23 protein-coding genes and 2 tRNA genes are annotated in these 23830 nt (G+C 46.1%); 16 read left to right on the top strand and 9 right to left on the bottom strand.

Features of this window, described 5'->3' with window-relative positions; genetic code table 11:
- Position 1 precedes the first annotated feature (1 nt).
- From ICN40_RS10085 to soxA, 10 genes are all read left to right on the top strand, one after another.
- Positions 2 to 1144 carry a branched-chain amino acid ABC transporter permease gene (locus tag ICN40_RS10085; RefSeq protein ID WP_216243820.1) on the top strand — a complete coding sequence of 381 codons (1143 nt, stop codon included), beginning with the start codon at positions 2 to 4 and terminating at the stop codon, positions 1142 to 1144.
- Positions 1141 to 1935, top strand: a complete 795-nt coding sequence (locus tag ICN40_RS10080; RefSeq protein WP_216243819.1) for an ABC transporter ATP-binding protein — start codon at positions 1141 to 1143, stop codon at positions 1933 to 1935. Before ICN40_RS10085 ends, ICN40_RS10080 begins: the two co-directional genes overlap by 4 nt.
- 2 nt (positions 1936 to 1937) lie before the next feature.
- The gene (locus ICN40_RS10075) at positions 1938 to 2645 is read left to right on the top strand and encodes an ABC transporter ATP-binding protein (RefSeq protein WP_216243818.1); all 708 of its coding nucleotides are present in this window, start codon (positions 1938 to 1940) and stop codon (positions 2643 to 2645) included.
- Positions 2646 to 2651: 6 nt separating this feature from the next.
- Positions 2652 to 3797: a M20 family metallopeptidase gene (locus ICN40_RS10070; protein ID WP_216243817.1), complete on the top strand. Its 1146-nt coding sequence runs from the start codon at positions 2652 to 2654 to the stop codon at positions 3795 to 3797.
- Between the two features lie 122 nt (positions 3798 to 3919).
- Positions 3920 to 4369, top strand: a complete 450-nt coding sequence (locus ICN40_RS10065) for a (2Fe-2S)-binding protein (protein WP_216243815.1) — start codon at positions 3920 to 3922, stop codon at positions 4367 to 4369.
- 10 nt (positions 4370 to 4379) lie between these two features.
- Positions 4380 to 6596, top strand: coding sequence for a molybdopterin cofactor-binding domain-containing protein (locus tag ICN40_RS10060; protein WP_216243813.1), 2217 nt, complete (start codon positions 4380 to 4382; stop codon positions 6594 to 6596).
- A gap of 27 nt (positions 6597 to 6623) precedes the next feature.
- Complete coding sequence (soxX, locus tag ICN40_RS10055) at positions 6624 to 7064, top strand: sulfur oxidation c-type cytochrome SoxX (protein ID WP_216243811.1); 441 nt, start codon at positions 6624 to 6626, stop codon at positions 7062 to 7064.
- A gap of 11 nt (positions 7065 to 7075) precedes the next feature.
- Positions 7076 to 7549 carry a SoxY-related AACIE arm protein gene (locus tag ICN40_RS10050; RefSeq protein ID WP_216243809.1) on the top strand — a complete coding sequence of 158 codons (474 nt, stop codon included), beginning with the start codon at positions 7076 to 7078 and terminating at the stop codon, positions 7547 to 7549.
- On the top strand, positions 7546 to 7875 hold the full coding sequence (locus ICN40_RS10045; protein ID WP_216243807.1) for a thiosulfate oxidation carrier complex protein SoxZ: 330 nt from the start codon (positions 7546 to 7548) through the stop codon (positions 7873 to 7875). The genes ICN40_RS10050 and ICN40_RS10045 overlap by 4 nt, the downstream gene beginning before the upstream one ends.
- Positions 7872 to 8654 carry a sulfur oxidation c-type cytochrome SoxA gene (gene soxA / locus ICN40_RS10040; protein ID WP_308281780.1) on the top strand — a complete coding sequence of 261 codons (783 nt, stop codon included), beginning with the start codon at positions 7872 to 7874 and terminating at the stop codon, positions 8652 to 8654. The genes ICN40_RS10045 and soxA overlap by 4 nt, the downstream gene beginning before the upstream one ends.
- A 17-nt stretch (positions 8655 to 8671) precedes the next feature.
- Here soxA and purU read toward each other — a convergent pair whose 3' ends face one another.
- The 4 genes from purU to ICN40_RS10020 form a co-directional block, all read right to left on the bottom strand.
- Positions 8672 to 9526: a formyltetrahydrofolate deformylase gene (gene purU, locus ICN40_RS10035; RefSeq protein WP_216243805.1), complete on the bottom strand. Its 855-nt coding sequence runs from the start codon at positions 9524 to 9526 to the stop codon at positions 8672 to 8674.
- A 75-nt stretch (positions 9527 to 9601) separates the two neighbouring features.
- Positions 9602 to 10012: a hypothetical protein gene (locus ICN40_RS10030; RefSeq protein WP_216243803.1), complete on the bottom strand. Its 411-nt coding sequence runs from the start codon at positions 10010 to 10012 to the stop codon at positions 9602 to 9604.
- Entirely contained in the window at positions 9963 to 10367 is a 405-nt protein-coding gene (locus tag ICN40_RS10025; RefSeq protein WP_216243801.1) for a surface-adhesin E family protein, read from the bottom strand. Before ICN40_RS10025 ends, ICN40_RS10030 begins: the two co-directional genes overlap by 50 nt.
- A gap of 100 nt (positions 10368 to 10467) precedes the next feature.
- On the bottom strand, positions 10468 to 12927 hold the full coding sequence (locus tag ICN40_RS10020) for a penicillin acylase family protein (protein WP_216243799.1): 2460 nt from the start codon (positions 12925 to 12927) through the stop codon (positions 10468 to 10470).
- A gap of 135 nt (positions 12928 to 13062) precedes the next feature.
- On the opposite strand from ICN40_RS10020, the gene ICN40_RS10015 reads away from it, so the two are divergent.
- The 4 genes from ICN40_RS10015 (at position 13063) to ICN40_RS10000 (ending at position 17132) form a co-directional block, all read left to right on the top strand.
- A tRNA-Leu gene (locus ICN40_RS10015) sits at positions 13063 to 13151 on the top strand.
- A gap of 20 nt (positions 13152 to 13171) precedes the next feature.
- Positions 13172 to 13636, top strand: coding sequence for a hypothetical protein (locus ICN40_RS10010; RefSeq protein ID WP_255561307.1), 465 nt, complete (start codon positions 13172 to 13174; stop codon positions 13634 to 13636).
- 219 nt (positions 13637 to 13855) lie between these two features.
- Complete coding sequence (locus ICN40_RS10005; protein ID WP_255561306.1) at positions 13856 to 16012, top strand: sulfatase-like hydrolase/transferase; 2157 nt, start codon at positions 13856 to 13858, stop codon at positions 16010 to 16012.
- A gap of 64 nt (positions 16013 to 16076) precedes the next feature.
- Complete coding sequence (locus ICN40_RS10000; protein ID WP_216243988.1) at positions 16077 to 17132, top strand: formylglycine-generating enzyme family protein; 1056 nt, start codon at positions 16077 to 16079, stop codon at positions 17130 to 17132.
- 83 nt (positions 17133 to 17215) lie between these two features.
- Here the strand turns inward: ICN40_RS10000 and ICN40_RS09995 are convergent, their stop codons facing one another.
- The 5 genes from ICN40_RS09995 to ICN40_RS09975 are packed head-to-tail and all read right to left on the bottom strand — an operon-like array spanning position 17216 to position 21382.
- Complete coding sequence (locus ICN40_RS09995) at positions 17216 to 17629, bottom strand: biopolymer transporter ExbD (protein ID WP_215361198.1); 414 nt, start codon at positions 17627 to 17629, stop codon at positions 17216 to 17218.
- 2 nt (positions 17630 to 17631) lie between these two features.
- Positions 17632 to 18324 (bottom strand): MotA/TolQ/ExbB proton channel family protein, encoded by a 693-nt coding sequence (locus ICN40_RS09990; protein ID WP_216243795.1) that lies wholly within the window; start codon positions 18322 to 18324, stop codon positions 17632 to 17634.
- A gap of 5 nt (positions 18325 to 18329) precedes the next feature.
- On the bottom strand, positions 18330 to 19016 hold the full coding sequence (locus ICN40_RS09985; protein ID WP_216243793.1) for an energy transducer TonB: 687 nt from the start codon (positions 19014 to 19016) through the stop codon (positions 18330 to 18332).
- Positions 19013 to 19819 carry a glutamate racemase gene (gene murI / locus ICN40_RS09980; RefSeq protein WP_216243791.1) on the bottom strand — a complete coding sequence of 269 codons (807 nt, stop codon included), beginning with the start codon at positions 19817 to 19819 and terminating at the stop codon, positions 19013 to 19015. The genes ICN40_RS09985 and murI overlap by 4 nt, the downstream gene beginning before the upstream one ends.
- A gap of 39 nt (positions 19820 to 19858) precedes the next feature.
- Complete coding sequence (locus ICN40_RS09975) at positions 19859 to 21382, bottom strand: fumarate hydratase (RefSeq protein WP_216243787.1); 1524 nt, start codon at positions 21380 to 21382, stop codon at positions 19859 to 19861.
- 187 nt (positions 21383 to 21569) lie between these two features.
- Between ICN40_RS09975 and acs the strand changes: the two genes are divergently transcribed.
- Together acs and ICN40_RS09965 are read left to right on the top strand one after the other, a co-directional pair.
- Positions 21570 to 23543, top strand: coding sequence for an acetate--CoA ligase (acs, locus tag ICN40_RS09970; protein ID WP_216122531.1), 1974 nt, complete (start codon positions 21570 to 21572; stop codon positions 23541 to 23543).
- Between the two features lie 57 nt (positions 23544 to 23600).
- A tRNA-Ser gene (locus tag ICN40_RS09965) sits at positions 23601 to 23691 on the top strand.
- Positions 23692 to 23830 lie beyond the last annotated feature (139 nt).

The raw sequence follows: 23830 nt of genomic DNA, 5'->3' as shown, positions 1-23830 counted from the left end.
TATGAAGTTATTAATATCTGCCTTCATTGCCTGTCTGGTCTACACCATTCTGTTATTAGGTTCTGAAAACCAGTTAGAAGTTGGCGCTCTCGTAATCCTTGCATTTGCAACTAGTTTGGTTGGTAAAAAATTAGGGTTGATGGATAAGCTTGCGCTTGCCGTAAGAGAGCATCCGCAGTTTCCTGCTTATGCCTCGATTGCAGGCGTGCTTATAACCATGCTGGTGTTCCACAATTCTCACTTTGCGCTGTTGATGCTCGCTACAGTGCTGATCTATTCCATTGTTTGCCTTGGCTTAAACATTCAATTTGGTTATATCGGCATCGTGAACTTTGCAGGCGCCGCTTTCTTTGGTATCGGCAGTTATACCGCTGCAATATTGGCGACGCACACAGCGATCCCGCATTTGCTGGTTCTATTTATCGCTGCTAGCATCTCTGCCTTAATTGGTTCTATCTTGATTTATCCTGTATTGAGAACTCGCGGGCACTATGCAGCATTAGTGACTATTGCATTTGGCATCCTATTCCGAAATTTCTTGGAAGTGAATGACACTCTGGGCGGCCCACAGGGATTGAAGATCCCTCCGCTCACTATTTTTGGCTGGAATTTATCTGATGGCTTGGACATTGCTGGTTTTGAGCTGTCTTTTTACATCCCTTATCTACTGATCGCATTAATCTTATTAATCGCTAGTTTCAGAATTACCCGGAACTTAGAGCGCTCATGGATAGGCTTAAGTATGGATATGGTCCGTACTGATGAAATTGCAGCTTCTACTTTTGGTGTGAATATTGCGCACTGGAAGGTGGTGGCATTTACATTGGGTAACTTCATTGCTGGTATGGCGGGAGCGCTCTATGGAATGATGACTGCCTATGTTGCCCCCAATAACTTTACCTTTGCCGACTCTTTGATTTTGGTATCGATTGTGATTTTGGGCGGCATTGGTAATCCATGGGGAATCATTCCTGCGGCAGCCATTGTGGTGATTCTTCCTGAGAAGCTTCAGTTTATTCAGGAATACCGCTTCTTGCTATATGCCATCGTGGTGATCTTGATCTTGCTATTCCGTCCCGATGGTTTACTGCCAAGGCGGATTCGTGAGTATTTCCCGGGTAACAAAGCGGGAGGTCAAAAATGAGCTCATTACCATCATCCAAGAAGCAGATTCTGGTCGCAGAAAAACTCACCATGCGTTTTGGTGGTGTGACAGCATTAGATTCATTAGATCTTCATGTGAACGAGGGTGAGGTATTGGGATTGTTGGGCCCCAATGGTTCTGGCAAGACCACCTTTTTTAACGTGATTACCGGTCTGTACCGGGCAAGTTCAGGAAGTGTCGCATTCCGCGGTGAGAATTTGACTGATGCCACTGCTCAGCAAGTGTATTTGCATGCGATTACTCGTACGTTTCAGCGCTCACGCTTATCTTTACCGCTGACTGTCTTTGACAACATCGCCATTGGTGATAACCGTCGATTAAATTCCGGGCTTTTCTTCAATTTGTTTCAACGAGAGAAGTTCAAACAAGAATACGAAGGCTTGGTTGAGCAGGTGAGACAGTTGCTTCTCACATTTAACCCTAAGTTAGCAGACAAAATATTTGAGCCAGTTGCTAGCCTCCCCATGATTGATCGCCGCCGTATTGAAATCTGCAGAGCCTTGATCAGTCAACCTGATTTACTGCTTTTAGATGAGCCTTCAGCTGGCATGACTCACGATGAGACCGCTGAAGTAATGGATGATATTTTGCAGGTACGCAGCAAGATTAAGCCATTCACCATTATTTTGATTGAGCATGAAATGGGTTTAATTCAGCGGATGACTGAGCGTTGCATTGTTTTGAACTATGGCAAGAAGATTGCTGAGGGCACTTACGATGAGATTGTGAATAACCGCGAAGTGCAAGTCGCTTATTTGGGGCAAGAATAATCATGGCCTTATTAGAAATTGAACACATCTATACCGCGTACGATCGGATTGATGTACTTGAAGATGTATCCATCAAAGTCGAGAAGGGTGAAATCACCTGCATACTCGGCGCTAATGGTGCTGGTAAATCCACTTTAATTCGCTCCATCCTGGGCTTGACTCCAGCCAATCGTGGAAAAATTATTTTTAATGGCGTGGATATTGCCCATTTACCAACACATCGCATTATTGAGGCGGGGATTGCATGCGTTCCTGAGGGGCGTCGTGTGTTTCCACGTATGACGGTGGATGAAAATCTATCCGCCGGAGCTTATTTGGTGACCGACAAAAAGGTTATTGAAGAGCGTCGTGAGCATGTAAAGCATTTATTTCCGCGCCTTGCAGAACGTTCCAATCAGTTGGCGGGCACCATGTCGGGTGGTGAGCAGGCAATGCTGGCCATTAGTCGCAGCCTCATGAGTTCGCCTGAGTTGCTGATATTTGATGAACCTTCACTGGGCCTGTCACCGTTGTTTGTAAAAGAAAACTTTAAGATCATTAAAGAAATCAATCAAATGGGGACCACAGTTTTATTGGTTGAGCAGAATGTTCGACAAACCTTGGCAATCGCCCATCGTGGATATGTCATTACTAAAGGCCAAGTGGTGGCTGAGGGAAGCGCCACAGCATTGGCTGAGAACGCTGAAGTACAAGCAGCTTATTTTGGATAAATACAGATGACAACCAACATTCCTGATCCAATTAAATTAACTCAAGAGCTGATTCGCTTCAATACGATTAATCCCCCGGGTAATGAAGATCAAGTCTGTGAATATCTAGCCAAACTCTTAGAGTCCGTTGGCTATGAATGTCGCAAGATTGAATTTGCTCCACATCGAATGAGTCTAGCGGCCAAAATCGGCGCCTGTTCCGATCAAAAGCCTAGTATCTGCTTTACTGGGCATGTAGACGTTGTTCCTTTAGGTGCTCGCACTTGGAAATACGAACCCTTTGCTGGCATTATTGAAGATGGCAAGTTATATGGACGCGGCTCTAGTGATATGAAGAGTGGCGTAGCTGCTTTTGTTGTTGCGGCTATGAAAATGGCTGACTCAGCCAAGCAGGGCGCCGGTGTGAGCATGATCATTACCGCAGGAGAAGAGACGGGTTGCGAAGGTGCCTTTCATTTGGCAGCTAACCAGGAAATATTGGATTTTCTGGGCCCTGCTGGATGCTTTATTGTGGCTGAGCCAACCGCTAATGAACCTTTGCTAGGTCATAAAGGGGCTTACTGGTTAAAAGCCTCCACCGATGGTGTCACAGCACATGGCTCGATGCCTGAGCGTGGAGACAATGCGTTCTATAAGCTAGCTAAGGCGGCATTAACTTTAGAAAAATTTTCTTTTGATACTCCGGTTCATGAGTTGATGGGGCAGGGCACCCTTAATGTGGGTACTGCTAAATCAGGCATTAATATCAACTCGGTTCCTGATGCAGCAGAAATGACGCTGGATATTCGTACGGTTGCAGGGCAAAGCCACCAACATATTTACGGCTGCCTATGCAAAGCGCTAGGCCCTTCAGTACGGCTGGACACCATCATCGATATCGAAGGTGTGTTCACGCCCTCTACAGATCCCTGGATGGCAAGCGTGTTTGATTTTTGCGAAAAGATTAATGGGGTTCGCCCAGTTGAAAAGACCGTGTCTTACTTTACCGATGCTTCAGCATTAAAGCCCGCAATCGGCAATCCACCTACCGTGATTCTGGGGCCGGGCCAGCCAGAAATGGCTCATCAAACCGACGAATTTTGTTATGTCGACAAGATTACAGATGCGACCCAGTTATTTTCTGAATTAATCCTTGATTGGCAGACTCACTAGACCTTTGTCCCCAATATATGTTGCATTGCAATATATTAATTCTTAGTTAAGATAGGCGCACGATAAGAAGGGGTAATGAAGTTACCCCTGAAACCATAAAAAGAATTTTTAGGAGAGCACTGATGGCTGAATTAAATGTCAATGGCAAAAAATACAAGGTGGACGTAGATCCAGAAACCCCATTGCTTTGGGTGATCCGCGAACAAGTAGGATTAACCGGCACTAAGTATGGATGTGGAGTAGGTCAATGTGGTGCTTGCACCGTGTTATTTGAAGGTCAGGCCATTCGTAGTTGCTCAATTCCAGTAGGTGCTGCTGAAGGTAAAAAAATCGAGACCATTGAAAGTTTAGAGAGGAGTGGTCAGCTTTCTAAGGTTCAAAAAGCGTGGGTAGACAATCAAGTGCCTCAGTGTGGTTACTGTCAGTCTGGCATGGTGATGGCAACCACTGCTTTGTTAAGAAATAATCCAAAGCCTACCGATGCACAAATCGACGAGTCCATTACTAATATCTGCCGCTGTGGCACATTCCAGCAAGTACGCGCAGCGATTCATGCGGCTAGCAAGGCTTAAGGGGAAAGACATGACTACAAACACAAATATTTCTCGTCGCCACTTTGTTATTGGTTCTAGTGCTATTGCGGCTGGCTTGGCTATTGGCTTTGATTTTGCTTTTATATCTACTGCAAATGCTGCAATGGGCACTGGTACAACAGCTATGGCTCCCTTATCAACCCCAGAAATTGGTATCTGGGTTGTAGTTAAGCCAAACGATGATGTCGTTGTCCGGATCGTTCGCTCAGAAATGGGTCAAGGAACCATTACCGGTTTGGCGCAGATGGTTGCTGAAGAACTTCAATGCGACTGGAAAAAAGTAAGTTATGAATATCCATCGCCTGCTGAAAGCTTGGTGCGTAAGGCGGCTTGGGGCAGTTATTCTACTGGCGGAAGTCGTGGTATTCGTACCTCTGAGCAGTATGTTCGTAAAGGGGGTGCCGCCGCCCGCATGATGCTTATTCAGGCTGCCGCTACTCAATGGAATGTACCAGCCTCTGAGTGTGTTGCCATGAACAGCGTTATTACACACACACCATCCGGTAAGAAAACGACTTTTGGAAAAGTTTCTGTTGCTGCATCCCAGTTGGAAGTTCCTAAAGAGATTCCATTAAAGGATCCAAAAGAGTGGAAGCTCATTGGTAAGCCAGTCAATCGTATTGATGGTGTTGCTGATAAGGTTACGGGCCGTCAGGTTTACGCAATTGATTTGAAGATGCCTGGTATGTTGGTCGCAACTATCAAACAGTGCCCAGTATTTGGTGGCAAGGTTAAGGCCTACGATTCTGCAAAAGCCATGAATGTGAAGGGCGTTAAGAAAGTGGTTCAAGTCGGCGATAATGCTGTTGCCGTTATTGCTGATACGTTTTGGCATGCTAAAACTGGTCTTGAGCAGGTAAATATTACTTGGGATGAGGGAGCAAATGCTGCCGTTTCGAGCGCATCTATTAAGAAAAACCTAGAAGAAGGTTTGACCGCAAATGACGCTTTTGTCGGAAGCGCTAACGGTGATGTGAAAGCTGCCTTTGCTAGTGCGTCTAAAACAATGGAGGCGACTTATTTCTATCCATTTTTGAGTCACGCAACCTTAGAGCCACAAACTGCTACAGCGAAGTGGACTCCAGAGATGTGTGAGGCATGGGTTCCAACTCAAGATGGTGAGGCATCATTAGCAGCATTGATAGCGGCTGCTGGGTTGCCCGCTGAAAAATGTAATGTCTATAAAGTCAACCTTGGTGGAGGCTTTGGCCGTCGTGGTGCCTTTCAGGACTTCACAACTCAAGCGGTAAATATTGCAAAGCAAATGCCGGGTACACCTATCAAGTTGATTTGGACTCGAGAAGAAGATATGACACATGATCACTATCACCCAGTGATGATGTGTCAGATGTCTGCGTCCATCGATGATAAGAAAAATGTTACCGGTTTAAATATGCGTTTATCAGGCCAATCCATCTTGGCTGCAGTTCGCCCAGCAGTTGTAGCCTCGAATAAAGGTAAGGATCCTGCAGCCTTTCAGGGTGTAGATGAGACCGGTGAGCATGGCATTACTTATAAATTCCCAAATTTAAATATTGATCACGCTATGCGTAACACTCATGTCCCGCCAGGTTTTTGGCGTGGCGTGAATGTGAATCAAAATGCTATTTTCTTAGAAACGTTTATGGATGAGTTGGCGGAAGCCACCGGTGTTGATGCCATAGAGTTCCGTCGTCAGCACATGCAGGATTATCCACGTGCGATTGCAGTTCTCAATGCAGTTGCTGATGGCATTGGCTGGACTAAGCCAGCTGCGCCTGGAGTATTTCGTGGCGTCGCACAGATGCATTCTTATGGAAGCTATGTAGCTGCCGCTTGCGAACTCTCAGTGAGCAATGGTACTGATGTGAAAATTCATCGTATCGTAGCAGCAACTGATCCAGGTTATGCAGTGAATCCAGCGCAAATCGAGCGTCAAGTTGCCGGCTCATTTGTTTATGGCTTATCTGCTTTGTTCGAAGAAGAGATCACGATCGAAAAAGGCGCTGTTGTTCAGAAGAACTTTGATACCTTTAACTCGATTCGCCTTTCTCAAATGCCAAAAGTCGAAACCATCATCATTCAAGGTGGCGGTAAAGAGTGGGGCGGTGTTGGTGAACCAACCATTGCGGTAGCTGCCCCAGCAGTACTTAATGCATTCTACCGGGCAACAGGCAAACGCTTGCGCACAGTGCCCTTGAAAAACAGCAGCATTAAGTTGGTCTAAGAGTTAGTTCATAGTGAAATTGTGTCGATGAGAAAGAGGATTGCACTAGCATTTTCATTGCTAGTCATCCTCAATCTCAATGCTGTGCACGCTCAAGTGATTACGGGAGATTCGATTTTCGAATCCCTTTCTTCTGAGGCGGGCAATCCACTACGTGGCAGGGCAATCGTGGCAAGTCGTCAAACGGGTTTGTGCTTGTTGTGTCATAGCGGTCCCTTTCCAGAAGAGCGCTTTCAAGGGAACTTAGCTCCTGAATTGAAGGCGAGCGTAGCAAGGTTAAGTGTGCCTCAATTAAGAGCGCGCATTGTGAATGCAGCACACTTCAACCCCCAAACAATCATGCCGGCCTATTATCAAACGGGGCATCTCAATCGTGTAGCTCCTAAATTTGTTGGTCAAACCATACTGAATGGCCAAGAGATCGAAGACGTGGTCGCTTTTTTAATGACTTTGAATAATCAAAACTAACTGAACTCTAGATGAAAAATATTAGTCAGTATCGACGGCAATGGCTTAAGCAAGTTCAAGGTCTTGGGCTGATAGCCCTAGGCTTACTAGCAAATCCTTTAATAGCCTTTGCTAAAAAACAAGAGGCTGATGAGGCTATTAAAAAGATTGTTGGTGGAGCCACCATTCAGGAGGGTAAAGTTACCTTAACAATTCCTCCGCTGGTGGAGAACGGTAATCTAGTGGTTTTGAAGGTCAGTGTAGATAGCCCCATGACTGCCAATGATTACGTTAAGACCATCCATGTGATTGCCGAAGGCAATCCTTTGCCGAATATCTTTACCGTTTACTTAACCCCTCGATCGGGTACTGCCAATATTACGACGCGCGTCCGTTTGGCTGATAGTCAGAAGGTATGGGCTATTGCGCAAATGAGTAATGGTAGTTTTTGGCAGGGTTCCGCCGAAACCCTAGTAACCCTTTCTGCATGTACAGAGGTGGTATGAGTAAAACTTCCCGTACATCCATCACGATGCCGACGACGGCCAAAAAAGATTCCATTATTGAGATTCGCGCAATTGCGCAGCATGATATGGAGTCAGGTTTTCGATATACCGAGGGTGGTAAGCCCATTCCTCGCGACATCATTCGTACCTTTACCTGCACCTACAACACTGTGGAAGTGTTTAAAGCGGATTTCTATTCAGGAATTGGGGCTAATCCCTTAATCATCTTTACCACTATCGCCGTTGAGTCGGGAACCCTTGAATTCAGGTGGATTGGGGATGATGGGTACGAGGCGTTAAACCAGTCTCACATTACTGTTTCGTGAAAAAAAAGACATCTCTTTTTCTGAGCAGTCTTTATCTCACGCTTGTTGGCTTCATATGCATGGGTGTGGCTAAAGCAATCCCGCCATCACAACAATCGAGTTATGAATTAATGTCTGCCGAGAACAAGGCAATGCAGGATGACCCTTCACTCAATCCGGCAATGTTCTGGGTTGGTGATGGTGAAAGTTTATGGCAACAGAAGCTTGGTCCGCAAAATAATTCTTGTAGCACCTGCCATGGTGATGCGAAAGAATCCATGCGGGGTGTAGCGACACAATATCCGAAAGTGATAAAAGGCAAACTCCAGACACTGGAAGGCCAAATCAACCAGTGTAGAGTCGGCACTCAATCAGCCCCCGCCTTAGTCTACGAGAGCAAAGATCTCTTAGCCTTAACTGCCTTTATTGCATTTCAGTCCAAGGGTATGCCAATTGTAGTTAATGAAAACTCTGTTAACGCACCTTTCTTAAAAAAGGGTAGGCGGTCATTCAATGAGCGCATGGGACAGCTCAATTTATCTTGTGCGCAATGTCACGAGGATAGGGCGGGTCTAAAGCTTGGCGGAAGCTCAATACCGCAAGGACACCCCAACGCCTATCCCATATATCGCTTAGAGTGGCAAACCCTGGGCTCTTTGCAAAGACGTTTGCGCAACTGCATGAGCGGAGTTAGGGCGCAACAATTTGAGTATGGTTCGCCAGAGATGGCGCAGTTAGAGCTATTTCTGATGTGGCGAGCTAGAGGCCTACCCCTAGAATCTCCCGGAGTGAGGCCTTAGCAAAATGTTTTTCTGACTTAGTCGGAAAAGACTACTGAAGTTGCTCCATTAATGAGGACGCGATCGTGTAGGTAGTAGCGTAAAGCCCTTGAGAGAACTGAGCGCTCTAAATCTCGACCCTTACGTACTAAATCATCTGGTGTATCGCCATGGGTAACGCGGGTCACGTCTTGTTCAATGATCGGACCCTCATCCAGATCGCTGGTCACAAAATGGGCGGTAGCACCAATCAGTTTGATGCCGCGCGCATGTGCTTGATGGTAAGGTTTGGCACCCTTAAAGCTAGGTAAGAATGAGTGGTGCACGTTAATGCAGCGGCCAGATAGCTTGGTTGATAAATCATCCGACAAGATTTGCATGTAGCGCGCCAAAATCACCATGTCTACCTTAGACTCTGCAACAATTTCAAGAAGTCTCGCCTCTTGCGCTGGCTTGGTTTCAGGCGTGACTGGTAAGTGGTAGAAAGGGATGTCCGCAAAATCAATGCTGGCATAGACGTCACGAGGATGGTTGGAGACGATGCCGCAGATAATCATTGGCAATTCACCAATGCGCCAGCGATAGAGGAGGTCTACCAGGCAATGGTCTAACTTGGAGGCCATGATTAATACGCGCTTAAGATCCTTTACTGCACGCAAATCCCAAGTAAGTTCAAAACGCTTTGCAATTTCCACAAAGCCCGCTCTAAGTGACTCTACATTCGCAGGACAGCTAAAGCTGACGCGCATAAAAAAGCGCTTTGACGCTTTGTCATCAAACTGTTGAGCTTCTTCAATGTCGCCACCTAGTTCAAATATATAAGTGGAGACCGCGGCAACAATGCCAGGTTTATTGGGGCAAGTGAGGGTGAGATAGTAGTTTTCGGTGGTCATAATAAGTCGCTAGTGAATTGCTTATAAGTGGTAATTTTAGTCTGTTATCCCGCTGTTAGGGATTAGGTGATTCAGTTATTGCTGGGCGGATTTTTGAATCGAATCCGCAGGCCCCAAAAAGAGCTCGCTATTGTCGGTAATCGAAGGCAGTACAACCTCGATGCAGATGGGCTTTGAGTCAATCACATTAAAGAAGCTACATTCTTTTTTGGTGGCGGCAGATGCAGCGTGCTCCAAGGGGGATTTGCCTGTTACTGCTGTAGAGGCAAGGCTAACTGCTGTTCCAGGATTGGCTACGGCGGCAGTTCCAACAGCGCTGGCAGCTGCCGTACTGGAGCTACTTAAAGCGGCTAAAGGGGCAGCGCATCCGCTAATAAAAAAAACCGATATACCTAAGACTGCTAAGACAATCGCCTTCAGCGTTAATAAACCTGTTTTACTTTGTCCGGCAAGCAACGTTAAAGACTCCGGCTGGCCAAGATCCATTCTCAATGGTTTCAAAAGAGCTATCTGGAGTTTTTTGTTCTTCTACCACTTTGCCTTTGCCCATGTTCCCGGAAAAGACTTTAAATTCGATGGGGCGATATTTCACAGCACTGCAATCAAATTCGTTAAGACCAATAATAGAATTTACATTTTCTTTAGTTTTAGGATTTTGACCTGGCTTTTTAAAATCCAGCATCGACATAATCTGAGTCGGATTACCTTGTTTTTGAAGGGTTGCGGGATCTACGAAAACAGTAAATAGATCTGTTTTACCAATTTCTTGCCACTCTGCAAGTGCGTTACCTGAGCAAGTTAAGACAGCGCTTAAAAGGATGAGGGAAGAGATCTTTTTCATAGAATGCCTTTATGGTGACCAATCAGAATATGACCTTATTTTACCTAGCATGGGTTGATAAGGTGATATTTTTGTTATCTTTCACCCTATTTGCAGACTTTTACTTGGTGCTTAATTCTAGCTGGCGACCGGTCTTTTCTGGCCTCATCTGCAGGGGAAGGTACTCATTGTTTGCCCACAATGAGTTCATATTGCGATACAGCTTGCTTTGTACCCATCCTGATTGACCTGTCTGATACACAAAGAGTGATTTCTCAAGATCCGATAAATCATAAATTGTCCGTAAGCTTGACGCTTGCAATGTCTGATAGGGATTCTCCGTCTGAATCAGCTCAAGTTGTCCCATATTGACGGAAAAGCCATCCCCAGGGAAAGGGGTTTGGATATTAAACAAGATTCCTAGTAGCGGCACCTTGCTCAGTGGACGATGTTCAGAGATGGCGATATGGGCCTTACCCCAGACCCAAGTCTTGGGATCGTCACCATACTTTTTACTTAAGTAATCTAAGGCTTTATCAAGCGCCTTATTGGATGACTCCTGACAAGATTCAATCTTCTCGGTTTTAGGATCATCACACCAGGGGCTATTGGGATTTTTTACTTGGTGTATTAGTGGGGCGCGGTAGTTGCGTGCTCCATAATTTTCAGTAAACAGATAACTTAATCTAGAGAAGAGATTGCGAGTCAATTGGTCTGCCCAAGCGTTAAAGATAAGTGCGCCTACGCTATCTACTTTCATATTGCCATCAAAGCTTTTACCAATTTCCATTGCTTGCGCACTTAAGGGATGAGAGCTTTGGCTGGCCTTAAATAGTTCTAATAATGGTGTCGCCCCAAGCGATAGGGTATCGCCTTGCATAGCCTTCATATCGTCAGTCGAATGAATGCTTTTGGATTTGATGAGATCAACAATTCGGTCATAACGTGTTGGCAATTCCCAGTCGCCCGTTAAAGGATTGGGATCATTGACTGCAATAATTTTTTGATTAGCGGTTGCTATCCAGCCCTGTTCGGGATTATTGATAGAGGGGAGCTGCTCAAAAGGCACATAGTCGTTCCAGTCATACTGACGCTCCCAGCCTGGTGCTGGGGCTACGCCATAGAGGCCCTGGTGCAAGATCCTTTTGGGGGCGACCCCAGCTGCCTGATAAGCAATATTGCCTTCGGCATCCGCCATCACGACGTTTTGCATCGGGGCGTAATTTTTCCGTAGGGCTTGTTTAAATTGATCAAGATCAGCCGCATGATTCATATCCAATAATCCGATGACTGATTGGTTTTCAAGATCAAGTGCTGTCCAGCGTAAGGCAAGAGCAAAGCGATCCGTGTCAATCGTACGTTTGGCCTTTGCATAGGAATCAGAGATAACAGGCCCATGTCGTGTTTCTTTTACCAAGAAAGTCAGTGATGGGGATCCTTTGATATCAATAATCTCTTGATGCACTTTAAATGGGAGTGGTCCATCAGGACCTCGATACATGCCTGGATTCTTTGAGTCAATTTGCTCAATATATAAATCTTGAACATCGGCTCCGGTATTGGTAAAGCTCCATGCAAATTTATCCGTTCTACCCAAAACCACTGCAGGTATTCCGGGGAGAGTACCGCCGATCACATTTAATCCAGGGGCTTCTAGATGGGCAAAGTACCAGACAGCCGGTGCGGAAAGTCCCAGATGAGGGTCGTTAGCCAATAAGGGCTTACCAGAAGCGCTTAACTTGCCGCCCAAAGCCCAATTATTGGAGCCAATACCATCTCTTGCCCCCATTTGATCTAACTGACTCAACTCAGTTGCGGGTAAGTTCTTGGGCTTACTCTCAATGGGACCTGGAGCGGGATGAAAGACCTGCAGATCTCTATAGAGCTTGGAAAAATCCATATTGCTGACAGGCTCATCATTTTCATATGGCTCAATCACCTCCCAAACTTGTTTGGTGCTCAGGTATTGAGAGAGTTCAAGCCTTTGCAATTCTCTCTGCCAATTGCCACCTAGGTCATAAGCCATCATCAGCATCCAAGCAACGCTATCCGTCGGAGACCAATGGCCTGGTTTTGAACCTGTTAAGAAATATTCAACCGGGAGAGCCCAACCCAATTGTGCATTGCCAGCATTGACACCATCGGCATAGGCTTGCAATAGAAGTTTGGCAGAAACAGGGTAGCGATCAAATTGACGCTCAGCTGCACGTTTGATACCGAGGGTGCGCACAAAGCGATCAATTTTTACAGTGTCATGACCCAGGATTTCGGAAAGTCGACCACTTGCAATGCGTCGATTCATTTCCATTTGCCAGGAGCGTTCGCTGGCATGTAGGTAGCCTAAGGCAAAGTAGGCGTCTGCCTGGCTTTTTGCATTGATATGCGGAACATCAGACTCATCAAAGGTAATGGCAACAGAATCACCCAGACTTTTAATTGTGCGTTTCCCGGAGATATTGGATTGGGCAGAATATAAATAGGCAAGAGTGACTGCTAAGCCAGTAATGAGACATAGCCCTATAAGCCACAGTCCAGCCCGTAAAAGCTTGCCGAGCCCCGATGATTTAGCCGGTAAATTCATGGAGATATTTTAGATGCTTTATTCGTCACGCCCTTGGATTGCGGGGCAAAAGGGGCTCCAGGGTCTTATTAGTGGCTTGCGTGCTAAAATTTCGCTTGTCTTGATTTATTTAGCACGGCTTTATTGTTGATGCGAGCCCGAGTGGTGAAATCGGTAGACACAGCAGATTTAAAATCTGCCGACTCAAAAAAGTCGTGCCGGTTCGATTCCGGCCTCGGGCACCAAAGACACTTCTACATCGTTTATGAATTTACCTAAACTTCTCATTTGCTCAGGCTTGATCTTTTCATCTCTTGCATGGGGCGTTGATGTTCTCGAATTTAATTGCAAGCGCTCGGAAAAGGGCTACACCGAAGAGTATGAGATGAAATTGATGCTCTCCTCGGGCGCTCAAAAGGCCAAGATCTTTTTGGATGGTCGCGACCTAGATCAGTCAGATATGTATGGAACACAAGTCGTCAAGAGCATCATCTTGGCGCGACCCAATATTTTAATATTGATCGAGGCAAATTTTCAGCCTGAAGAAATTATGGGGGTTTCTTATCCTGCAGGTAATGTCATTACCAACATTACGCTTGACCCAGTAACCGGTAAGTTCAAGAAGGTCGAGAAAATACAGGGTGGTATCTTGGGTGCAACTATTGGAAACGGCACCCACACTAGTGAAGAGACTTGTTTTCCCTCAAAAGCGCCATACAAGATTAAATAAAAAATGGTTTTGCTGCGCCCCAATTACTAGCTTTTATAGTCTGCTGGGACTATGGTTGCAAGTAAAAGTCATAGTACTTAGTTTTTTTTGGGATAATTATCCGAGTATTACCTATTCCCTACCGGGCGCTTCTTACAACATACATGCTAGAAAGCAATGCCAATGAAGAGCTTTCGATACCTATTACAGATCCTTTTTTTTGGGGTAATAACGTCATGCTTGCTATCCTGTAGCGGTAGTGGAGGAGGTTCATCTTCTTCATCCTCATCTGGAGCGCCTAATATTTTGTACGTCATCATGGATGATGTGGGTATTGACCAGATGGAATCATTTGGATATGGCGGCGATACGCCACCGAGCATGCCTAATATCACTGCTATTGCTCGTAAGGGCGTCCGTTTTCGGAATACCTGGTCTATGCCGGAATGTTCAAATGGACGTGCTTCTTTCTTTGCTGGGCGCTATCCATTCCGCACTAATATTTATCAAGCTATTGGTGGAAACGATCTAGCCAATTCTCAACTCACTCCTTACGATGTTACTGTTCCCAAGCTTCTAAAGAATGCCAATTATGAAAGTGCCATGTTTGGTAAATTTCACTTGGCTGGTCCGGATAACAACCAGGCCGGATACAACACTCCCGCTCAGTTAGGATGGGATTATTTCTACGGCTGGATCGGTGGCTTACCTGGATCGCTGGACTCCACTGCAGGAGGTATTGCTGCCAGTGGTACATATAAATGCGGTTTTGTACCTAGCTCAGTCGCTACTTCGGGCGCTTGCTATTACGCTAATAGCAGTTGTAAGGCAATGTCCCAAACATCTCTAGCTCAAGATGCTGCCGGACTGCAGTGTTTAGATTCGGGCGGTATTTTTGTTCCAAATCAATCTTGCGGCACACCCCCTGCAAATCTTAACTTTAATGAGCAAAATGCTTATTATGTTTCTCCGCTACTTATTATTGAAAATGGCCAAGAAGCTGTCCAAGTGCCGCTGACTGATTCTCGTGCACGAGGCTATCGCACACGCATTGAAGCGGATGCAGCGATTAAGTGGATTAACGGGAAAAAAGATTCAGCTAAACCATGGATGGCTACAGTAAGCTTTAGCTCAGCCCATACACCGTGGCAGCAGCCCCCTAAGAAATTAATACCAGTAGGTAATGTTGCTGGTGCAGATTTGCTTGATTGCACAAATAGCAATGATGGTCGAGTGATTCAGAATCAGATGACCGAGGGTCTTGATTCTGAGTTTGGACGGATTATGATTGAAACTGGTCTGGCTACACGCGGTGCTGACGGATCGTTAGTCTACGATCCCAAAGCTAGCAATACCGTTATCGTCATTGTTGGCGATAACGGAACGCTTGGCAACGCCGTTAAACTCCCGTTTAATGCGCAGGAAGCCAAAGGCACCGCTTATCAAACTGGCGTGTGGGATCCACTGATTGTTGCTGGTCCAATGGTGGCGGCTCCCGATCGAGAGGTTGATCATATGGTTAATATGGTTGATCTGTTTCAGTTTTTTGGAGAGTTGGCCGGTTTAGATGCTCATGCATTGGTTCCCAGGACGATTGACTCGGTTGGACTGCTGCCTTATCTGACAAAGCCAGATCAATCGAGCTTGCGAACCATTAACTTTACCCAAGGTGGCTATAACATCCAAGCAAATGGGGGGCGGAATGCGCCATGTGTGTTCTCTGCGTCCTCTTGCTCTCAAGTCCCCATTTCTAAGAGCGTTTGTCAGGATAATGGCGGCGTATGGTGGGGCTCTGGATATACCGATCCGACGGTTATACCAAATAGCGGGGTTGGTTACACTTCATGCTATGCAGTAAATCAGGCGAAATATATTGCTGGCGGCAATAGCATGACTGCTCCAGCACCAAACGCACAAGTGAAGATAAATCCTGAAAAATCAACCGCAATTCGAAATACTAAATACAAGCTGATTCAAAACTACACTCAGACATTTGCGCCCGGGACAACCGCCCCTAATTCACTTGTGTCGTATGAGCTCTATGAAATCAATCAGGCGGCGCCTGTGCCAAAGCTTGATGATCCTAGTTTAGCCATCTCAATTCCATATGCCGGTGAAGCATTGGCGGCTTATAACGATTTATACGCGAAGCTTCAAAGTTTGCTGATCTCTGAGCCATACTGTCCTGGCGATGGTAATAACGATGGTGTAGTAAATGCCGAAGATTTATCTAATTGGCAGAAGATATATAGTATTGCGACTTCTTCAAATATCTGGTCTAGCGTTTATAACTTTATGGTGAGCGGTGTTTGGAATGGCATAACTAGCACTACTGATGAGCAAACTATTAAGCAAAATCTAGGCAATACTTGTCCAAAAACTTACAGTATTTATTAGCCCCTAGATGAAGTTAACAAAGCGCTCAACACTCCTCCTCGGGGGAGTGCTATTCACATTGGCTATGAGCGCTATCGCTTATAGGCTCATGGGTTCTGCCGACCCCAAGGCCCCAGTGGTGACTTTGAGTGATGGTGTGGCTGCGCCAAAAGGGATGGCTTGGATACCTGGCGGTGAGTTCATGATGGGTAGCGACCATAAATTGGCTCAGAGAAACGAACGTCCGGCTCATATGGTTCGCGTTCGTGGATTTTGGATGGATCAAACTCATGTCACTAATGATCAATTCGCGCAGTTTGTTCAAGAGACGGGATATCTCACTACCGCAGAGAGAAAGCCAGATTGGGAAACGATCAGAGTGCAATTGCCTCCAGGCATTCCCAGGCCACCAGACAGCGCCCTCGTCCCAGGTGCAATGGTATTTGTAGGAACTGACCACCCCGTAAATCTTAATGATGCATCACAGTGGTGGCAATTTGTTCCAGCCGCTAGTTGGCGCCATCCGCAAGGTCCAAAAAGTGATATTGAAGGCAAGGGCGACTACCCTGTGGTGCAAATCAGTTTTGAAGATGCCCAGGCCTATGCTAGTTGGATAGGAAAACGTCTTCCTACCGAGGCGGAGTGGGAGTTTGCAGCCCGTGGTGGCCTTAATCAAGCAACCTATGCTTGGGGTGATCAGCTAATGCCTGAGGGAAAGCCTCGGGCAAATTACTGGGATGTAAGAAAACAACTATTTCCAGTGGCCGGAAATGACCAAGCTAATTCCGCGCGAATTAAAGTTGGTACCACGCCTGTTCGATCCTTTCCGCAAAATGGTTATGGGTTATACGACATGACAGGTAACGCATGGCAATGGATCGCAGATTGGTATCGAGCCGATTATTTTGTTATCCAGCATCAGCAAAGCGGAAAGAGCGTTATTGATAATCCGCAGGGCCCAACCGATAGTTTTGACCCATCAGACCGAACTGCGCCAATCGATGCCCCTAAGCGTGTGATTCGTGGCGGCTCATTCTTGTGCAACGAGGATTACTGCATATCTTATCGACCCAGCGCCAGAAGGGCGCAAGATCCTTATAGCGGCATGTCTCACGTCGGATTTAGGTTGGTTAAGGATTAATAAACAATGTCTAATTGGAAAAATAAAACCACCCTGAGATAGTTTTATTTATTAAGAGGTGGAGGCTTTTTTAAGAGCCCGATTTAATTGGGTTCAGTCACAAACCCTAATTTAGTTAATCCCGCACGGCGCGAAGCTGCCAGTACCTGTGCTACATATTCATACTTCACGGATTTATCAGCTCGCAGATTGATCTCTGGTTGAGGATCTTTCTGAGCAGCTTTTTCTGCATAGCCATCAAAGGTCTTTAAATCAATGGGGGTACTGTTCCAAAAGATTTGACCATTGGCATCAATTGATAGCTGAACTGACTCAGGCTTTACTTCATTGCGAACGCTATTAGCCTTTGGAAGCTCAACCTTTACTGCTTGCTGAATCACAGGCAGGGTGATGATGAAAATAATCAACAGTACCAACATGACGTCCACCATCGGCGTCATGTTGATTTCCGACATGATGTTGTCGTCGTTTTGGTCGTCTTGGATATGAAAAGACATGACTATTCTCCGGAGTTAACGCGGGCACCAGTAACGAAGTAGGCTAATAGATCATTGCCAAAGCGATTGAGGTCAGCTACAAACAATTTATTGGCGCGATTAATTGCGTTAAAACTCAATACGGCAGGGATAGCAACTGCAAGACCAAGGGCAGTCATGATGAGCGCTTCGCCAATGGGGCCAGCCACTTGATCAAGTTGTGCGCTTCCTGAGCTGCTGATGGCAATCAGGGCATGGTAGATGCCCCACACGGTGCCAAACAAACCAATAAATGGAGCAATAGCGCCAGTAGATCCTAAAAAGGTTAAGCCCTTCTGTAATCCCGCTGCAATGCTGTCAACGCTGTTCTTAAGGCTTCTTGCCATCCACTCTGAATAGTTCAGTGTTTGCAGTAATTCACGGTGATTGGTGGATTGACTTTGGTGGTGCGCAGATGCTTTGGTTGCTGACTTCGCAATTTGGTAGTAAGGGTTGATAGCATGGTTGCTAAATGCTTGTAGGCCTTGATCAAACGAAGTAGCGCGCCAGAATTGCTCAAGCTCAGTTTTGAGTTTACGTAGATTGCGTAAATCCCAAAGTCGAGTTAGGAAAATGACCCAAGTCACTATAGAGCAGGTCAGTAGGGCAATTGCCACAAATCGAGTAATCGCATCGCCTTCAAGCCAGAGATTTGCTATGCCAAATGGTGTATTCATATTGATTAATTCTTGAGATTAAATTTGATTAAAAGATTGGTGGAAATTCTTTGGGGCGAGCCATTTACTAAAAAAGGTTTAAAGCGATAACGTCTACCGATGTCAGTTGCAGCGCGATCTAGTCTGGGGAGGTTGCTAGATTGCAGTAATGCTACATCCTCTACGTTGCCGCCCTCATCAATAATTAAACGCACTACTACTGTACCTTGTTCCCCAGAGCGTTTAGAGAATGACGGATAGTAAGCATCTGCATCAGGCTGATAAACCACAATCAGTTTACCAATGTCAGTCTGAATAGGTGTACCGCTAGCACCCCCACTAGTAGCAGGGGCTACAGCAGCATTTTGTTGTGGTGCATCGGATTTGCTTTGAACTTGGTTCGCAGGCGTTGGCGGCTGTGCCTGTGTGGGGCTAGGCTTTTCTGAGGGCTTAACCTTTGGCGTTTCTTTAACCGCTTTCTTCTCTTCTTTTGGTTTAGGCGGAGTGGCAGCAGGTGGTTGTTGAGTTTTAGAGGCTTCAGGACTAACTAAATTTGCCATGACGCGCTCATCATCCATTTGCGGCGGGCGCTGACTAAAGTGCAAAAACTCGAGAGCAGGGAGTGCATGCAAGAGCATCACGATGCCAATAATGATTCGTTCAGTTTTGTTGAACGGAATATAACCATCTAATTTTTTCAGGAAAGTGCTCATCGCACTTCACCTAGGATATTTGCTTCTATAGAATGCAAAGTTAAATCGGCAGACATGAGATCTTGCGCCATCGACATCAGAATAGTCTCATCTTTGCTGCTGATAAACAACATCGATCCATGTTCTTTGCCATCGCTCTTTATATTGAGAGACTCTAGCTGTCTCTTCAGTTGCCTTACTACGGCATCACTAGTATCAATTATTATAATTGATTCACCGAGGAGCTTGCGAATGGCTTTTCTTAAAAAAGGGTAGTGCGTGCAGCCTAAGACCAAGGTATCAGCGCCTGCATCTTGAATGGGCTCAAGATGTTTTGCTAGCAACTCTAAGGTTTCTTCGCTATCCGCTTTACCAGACTCTATCAGCGGCACCAATCCTGGGCCAGCTTGTTTGATGAACTGACAATCATTTGGCAGGGTATTTAATAACGCATTGAACTTATCGCTCTTGAGAGTCGCCTCAGTAGCAAGGATGCCAACTATATTATTTTGCGATTGCATGGCTGCTGGCTTAATGCCTGGCTCAACCCCAATGATCAGAACAGAGGTTGACTCCCGAATTTGTTTAATCGCTTCAGCGGTTGCAGTGTTGCAAGCAACTACGATGGCGTCACATCCTTTGCTAGCTAGATAGTTGCAAAGAGCGAGGCTGCGCTTTGCAATCCACTCGCTTGATTTTTCGCCGTAAGGCGCGTTGGCTGAATCAGCAAGATAAATATAGTCATGCTGGGGCAGCTGACGCAGAGCCTCATCCAATATGGATAAGCCTCCAACGCCAGAATCGAAAACCCCGATGAGTGCCAATGTGGACTATGCTTGCTCTGTAATGAAGTTGTTAGGGTGTTAAGCAATCTTCACTGGAATGCCGGCAATCTTCGCTTGCCATTCACGGGGACCTTCATTGTGCATCGAGATGCCTTCTGAGTTCACTGCAACAGTTACTGGCATGTCTTTGACATCAAACTCGTAAATGGCTTCCATGCCTAAATCGGCAAAGCCAACTACTTTAGAAGTTTGAATGGCTTTAGATACCAAGTACGCAGCGCCGCCAACAGCCATTAAGTAAGCTGACTTATGTTTCTTGATGGCTTCAATCGCTTCTGGTCCTCGCTCAGCTTTACCAATCATCGAGATCAAGCCAGTTTTGGCAAGCATCATCTCAGTAAATTTATCCATACGAGTTGCAGTAGTAGGGCCTGCTGGGCCAACTGCCTCATCACGTACTGGATCAACTGGGCCAACGTAATAGATCACGCGGTTTTTAAAGCTCACTGGCAACTCTTCGCCTTTAGCGAGCATGTCTTGAATGCGCTTATGAGCGGCGTCACGACCAGTCAAAATCTTGCCGTTCAGTAATAGCGTTTCACCTAACTTCCAACCAGCCACTTCTTCAGCAGTGAGGGTGTCTAAATTCACACGCTTGGATTTTTGAACGTCTGGTGTCCAAGTTACATCTGGCCAATCTGAGAGTGAAGGGGCTTCGAGTTTTGCAGGACCATCGCCATGTAAATGGAAATGAATGTGACGAGTCGCCGCGCAATTCGGAATCATGGCTACTGGCAATGAAGCAGCATGCGTTGGGTAATCCAAGATCTTGATATCGAGCACAGTGGCTAAACCACCTAGGCCTTGAGCGCCGATGCCGAGTTTGTTTACTTTTTCATAGAGTTCGAGTCGTAGTTCATCAACGCGATTTTTAGGTCCACGCTCAATGAGTTCTTGAATATCTACGGGACCCATCAGTGCTTCTTTAGCCATGAGCATGGCTTTTTCTGGTGTGCCGCCAATACCAATGCCGAGGATGCCTGGAGGGCACCAACCTGCGCCCATTGTAGGAACGGTCTTGAGAACCCAATCCACAATGGAATCAGAAGGGTTGAGCATGACCATCTTGGCTTTGTTTTCTGAGCCACCACCTTTAGCCGCACAAATCACTTCAACATCATCGCCCGGGACGATTTCATAGTGGATCACGGCTGGGGTGTTATCACCGGTATTTTTTCGTTTGCCTGCTGGATCTGCCAACACTGAAGCGCGCAACATATTGTCAGGGTTAAGGTATGCGCGACGCACGCCTTCATTCACCATATCTGTGACGCTCATGGTTGCATCAGGCCATTGAACATTCATGCCGATTTTGAGAAAGACCACAGCAATGCCGGTATCTTGGCACATCGGTCTATGACCTTCGGCGCACATACGGCTGTTGGTCAAAATTTGAGCAATCGCATCTTTGGCACCATGACCTTGTTCCAATTCATAAGCCTTGCCCATGGCGGTAATAAAGTCCTTGGGATGGTAGTAGGAAATGAATTGAAATGCGTCCGCAACGCTTTGAATCAGGTCGTTTTGTTTGATATTGGTCATGGTTATCTGCTTATTTCCACATTATTAGTAAGGTTTGCCCTATTTTAAGGGTTTGCCATAGAGCAAATCCCCAGTGTTTTCACTTATCTTCTAAGGTCTTGAGACTCTAAATATGCCATTTTGCGACATTTTCTCGCATTTGTTGTTGATTTTAGATTATTGATTATTAGATAGAGGGCTGTGAAGCATGGAACCATTAAAGCAAGAAAACCGCGTTTTTAACCCACCTGCAGACTTTGTAAAGGGTGCGGCCATTCCAGGTATGGAGGCTTATAACAAGCTCTGTGCTGAAGCCAATTCAGATTACGACGGTTTTTGGGGTCGTCTTGCAAAAGAGAACCTCTATTGGAAAAAGCCTTTTACCAAGGTTTTAGATGAATCCAAGGCGCCTTTCTACAAATGGTTTGAAGATGGCACCACTAATGCTTCATACAACTGTTTGGATCGCCAAGTTGAAGCCGGCTTTGGTGATAAGACAGCCATTATTTTTGAGGCAGATGACGGTACAGTTACTAAAGTAACTTACAAAGAGATGCTCGAGCGTGTTTGCAAAATGGCAAACGCATTGCGCAAGATGGGTGTTAAGTCTGGCGACAGCGTCATCATTTACATGGCAATGACGATTGAAGGCATTGTTGCTATGCAGGCATGTGCGCGTATTGGCGCAATTCATTCTGTAGTGTTTGGCGGTTTCTCTGCCCAAGCATTGCGTGACCGCATTATGGACGTGGGCGCAGTTGCAGTGATTACTGCTGATGGCCAGTTCCGCGGTGGCAAAGCATTGCCACTCAAAGCAATTTGTGACGAAGCGCTTTCCACCGGCGAATGCCCTAAGGTTAAGCATGTCATCGTGAGCAAGCGTACTGGTACTGATATCACGATGCAAGCAGGGCGTGACGTTTGGATGCAGGAGATCGTAGCCAATGAAGCGACAACTTGTGAGCCAGAGTGGGTAAGCGCTGAGCATCCATTATTTATTCTTTATACATCCGGTTCAACCGGTAAGCCAAAGGGCGTGCAGCACTCAACAGGTGGCTACCTTTTGTGGGCCATTCTCACAATGAAGTGGACTTTCGACATTAAGCCTAATGACGTGTTCTGGTGTACTGCCGACATTGGTTGGGTAACGGGTCACTCTTATATTACTTATGGCCCACTCGCAGTCGGCGCTACTGAGATCGTATTTGAGGGTGTGCCAACCTATCCAAATGCTGGCCGTTTTTGGGACATGATCCAAAAACATAAAGCCTCTATTTTCTACACAGCACCAACTGCAATTCGTTCATTGATCAAGGCATCCAGCAATGATGAAGCAGTGCATCCAAAGAGCTACGATTTGTCATCACTGCGCCTTCTAGGTTCTGTAGGGGAGCCAATCAATCCAGAGGCATGGATGTGGTACTACGAGCATGTTGGTAATTCAAAGTGCCCAATCGCAGATACGTTCTGGCAAACAGAAACTGGTGGTCACATGATTTCACCATTACCAGGCGCAACCCCAATGATTCCTGGTTCATGCACATTGCCATTGCCAGGTATTCAGGCGGCGATTGTGGATGAGGCTGGTGTAGATGTTCCTAACGGTCAAGGCGGTATCTTGGTTGTGAAGCGTCCATGGCCTTCTATGATTCGTACGATTTGGAATGATGCAGATCGTTTCGTGAAATCCTATTTCCCAGAAGAATTGGGCGGTACCTTGTATCTGGCAGGTGACGGTGCAATCCGTAACAAAGAGACTGGCTACTTCACGATTACTGGTCGTATCGATGATGTATTGAATGTTTCTGGTCACCGCATGGGAACCATGGAAATTGAATCTTGCTTAGTGGCTAATCCTTTAGTTGCTGAGGCAGCAGTTGTAGGTCGTCCTGACGAGCTGACTGGTGAAGCCATTTGCGTATTTGTTGTTCTGAAGGGCGGACGCCCAACTGGTGATGAAGCCAAGAAGCTTGCTACTGAGCTACGTAACTGGGTAGGTAAGGAGATCGGCCCGATCGCTAAGCCTAAGGATGTTCGTTTTGGTGATAACTTGCCTAAGACCCGTTCTGGCAAGATCATGCGCCGTCTATTACGTGTGATTGCTAAAGGCGAAGAGGTGACTCAAGACACCTCCACCCTGGAAAATCCACACATCTTGGATCAGCTCAAAGAGTCTCTCTAAGCAGCCAAATCAGGATTTAGACCAAATCCTTTCGGCAATCGTATAATCATCGGTTCCGGAAGGGTGGATGAGCGGTTTAAGTCACACGCCTGGAAAGCGTGCGTAGGTTAATAGCCTACCGCGGGTTCGAATCCCGCCTCTTCCGCCATGTATCAAGAAAACCACCTTCGTGAACTGACCCCCAAAAGTTGGACATCAAGTCCAACCAAGGGGGTTTTGTTTTATGAGCAAATACAGTACGCAGTTCAAGCTAAAGGTAGTTAAAGAGTATTTAAAGTTTGGCGGTC

The sequence above is a fragment of the Polynucleobacter sp. Fuers-14 genome (genome assembly GCF_018882045.1).
Taxonomy (GTDB): Bacteria; Pseudomonadota; Gammaproteobacteria; order Burkholderiales; family Burkholderiaceae; genus Polynucleobacter.
The sequence above is the reverse complement of the archived record's forward strand: the minus strand, read 5'-3'. Positions and strand labels throughout refer to the sequence as shown.

Excerpts from the sequence above, each read along its gene's own strand:
- ICN40_RS10085 (WP_216243820.1), top strand. The coding sequence starts at position 2 with ATGAAGTTATTAATATCTGCCTTCATTGCCTGTCTGGTCTACACCATT.
- ICN40_RS10080 (WP_216243819.1), top strand. The coding sequence starts at position 1,141 with ATGAGCTCATTACCATCATCCAAGAAGCAGATTCTGGTCGCAGAAAAA.
- ICN40_RS10075 (WP_216243818.1), top strand. The coding sequence starts at position 1,938 with ATGGCCTTATTAGAAATTGAACACATCTATACCGCGTACGATCGGATT.
- ICN40_RS10070 (WP_216243817.1), top strand. The coding sequence starts at position 2,652 with ATGACAACCAACATTCCTGATCCAATTAAATTAACTCAAGAGCTGATT.
- ICN40_RS10065 (WP_216243815.1), top strand. The coding sequence starts at position 3,920 with ATGGCTGAATTAAATGTCAATGGCAAAAAATACAAGGTGGACGTAGAT.
- ICN40_RS10060 (WP_216243813.1), top strand. The coding sequence starts at position 4,380 with ATGACTACAAACACAAATATTTCTCGTCGCCACTTTGTTATTGGTTCT.
- soxX (WP_216243811.1), top strand. The coding sequence starts at position 6,624 with ATGAGAAAGAGGATTGCACTAGCATTTTCATTGCTAGTCATCCTCAAT.
- ICN40_RS10050 (WP_216243809.1), top strand. The coding sequence starts at position 7,076 with ATGAAAAATATTAGTCAGTATCGACGGCAATGGCTTAAGCAAGTTCAA.
- ICN40_RS10045 (WP_216243807.1), top strand. The coding sequence starts at position 7,546 with ATGAGTAAAACTTCCCGTACATCCATCACGATGCCGACGACGGCCAAA.
- purU (WP_216243805.1), bottom strand. The coding sequence starts at position 9,526 with ATGACCACCGAAAACTACTATCTCACCCTCACTTGCCCCAATAAACCT.
- ICN40_RS10030 (WP_216243803.1), bottom strand. The coding sequence starts at position 10,012 with ATGGATCTTGGCCAGCCGGAGTCTTTAACGTTGCTTGCCGGACAAAGT.
- ICN40_RS10025 (WP_216243801.1), bottom strand. The coding sequence starts at position 10,367 with ATGAAAAAGATCTCTTCCCTCATCCTTTTAAGCGCTGTCTTAACTTGC.
- ICN40_RS10020 (WP_216243799.1), bottom strand. The coding sequence starts at position 12,927 with ATGAATTTACCGGCTAAATCATCGGGGCTCGGCAAGCTTTTACGGGCT.
- ICN40_RS10010 (WP_255561307.1), top strand. The coding sequence starts at position 13,172 with ATGAATTTACCTAAACTTCTCATTTGCTCAGGCTTGATCTTTTCATCT.
- ICN40_RS10000 (WP_216243988.1), top strand. The coding sequence starts at position 16,077 with ATGAGCGCTATCGCTTATAGGCTCATGGGTTCTGCCGACCCCAAGGCC.
- ICN40_RS09995 (WP_215361198.1), bottom strand. The coding sequence starts at position 17,629 with ATGTCTTTTCATATCCAAGACGACCAAAACGACGACAACATCATGTCG.
- ICN40_RS09990 (WP_216243795.1), bottom strand. The coding sequence starts at position 18,324 with ATGAATACACCATTTGGCATAGCAAATCTCTGGCTTGAAGGCGATGCG.
- ICN40_RS09985 (WP_216243793.1), bottom strand. The coding sequence starts at position 19,016 with ATGAGCACTTTCCTGAAAAAATTAGATGGTTATATTCCGTTCAACAAA.
- ICN40_RS09975 (WP_216243787.1), bottom strand. The coding sequence starts at position 21,382 with ATGACCAATATCAAACAAAACGACCTGATTCAAAGCGTTGCGGACGCA.
- acs (WP_216122531.1), top strand. The coding sequence starts at position 21,570 with ATGGAACCATTAAAGCAAGAAAACCGCGTTTTTAACCCACCTGCAGAC.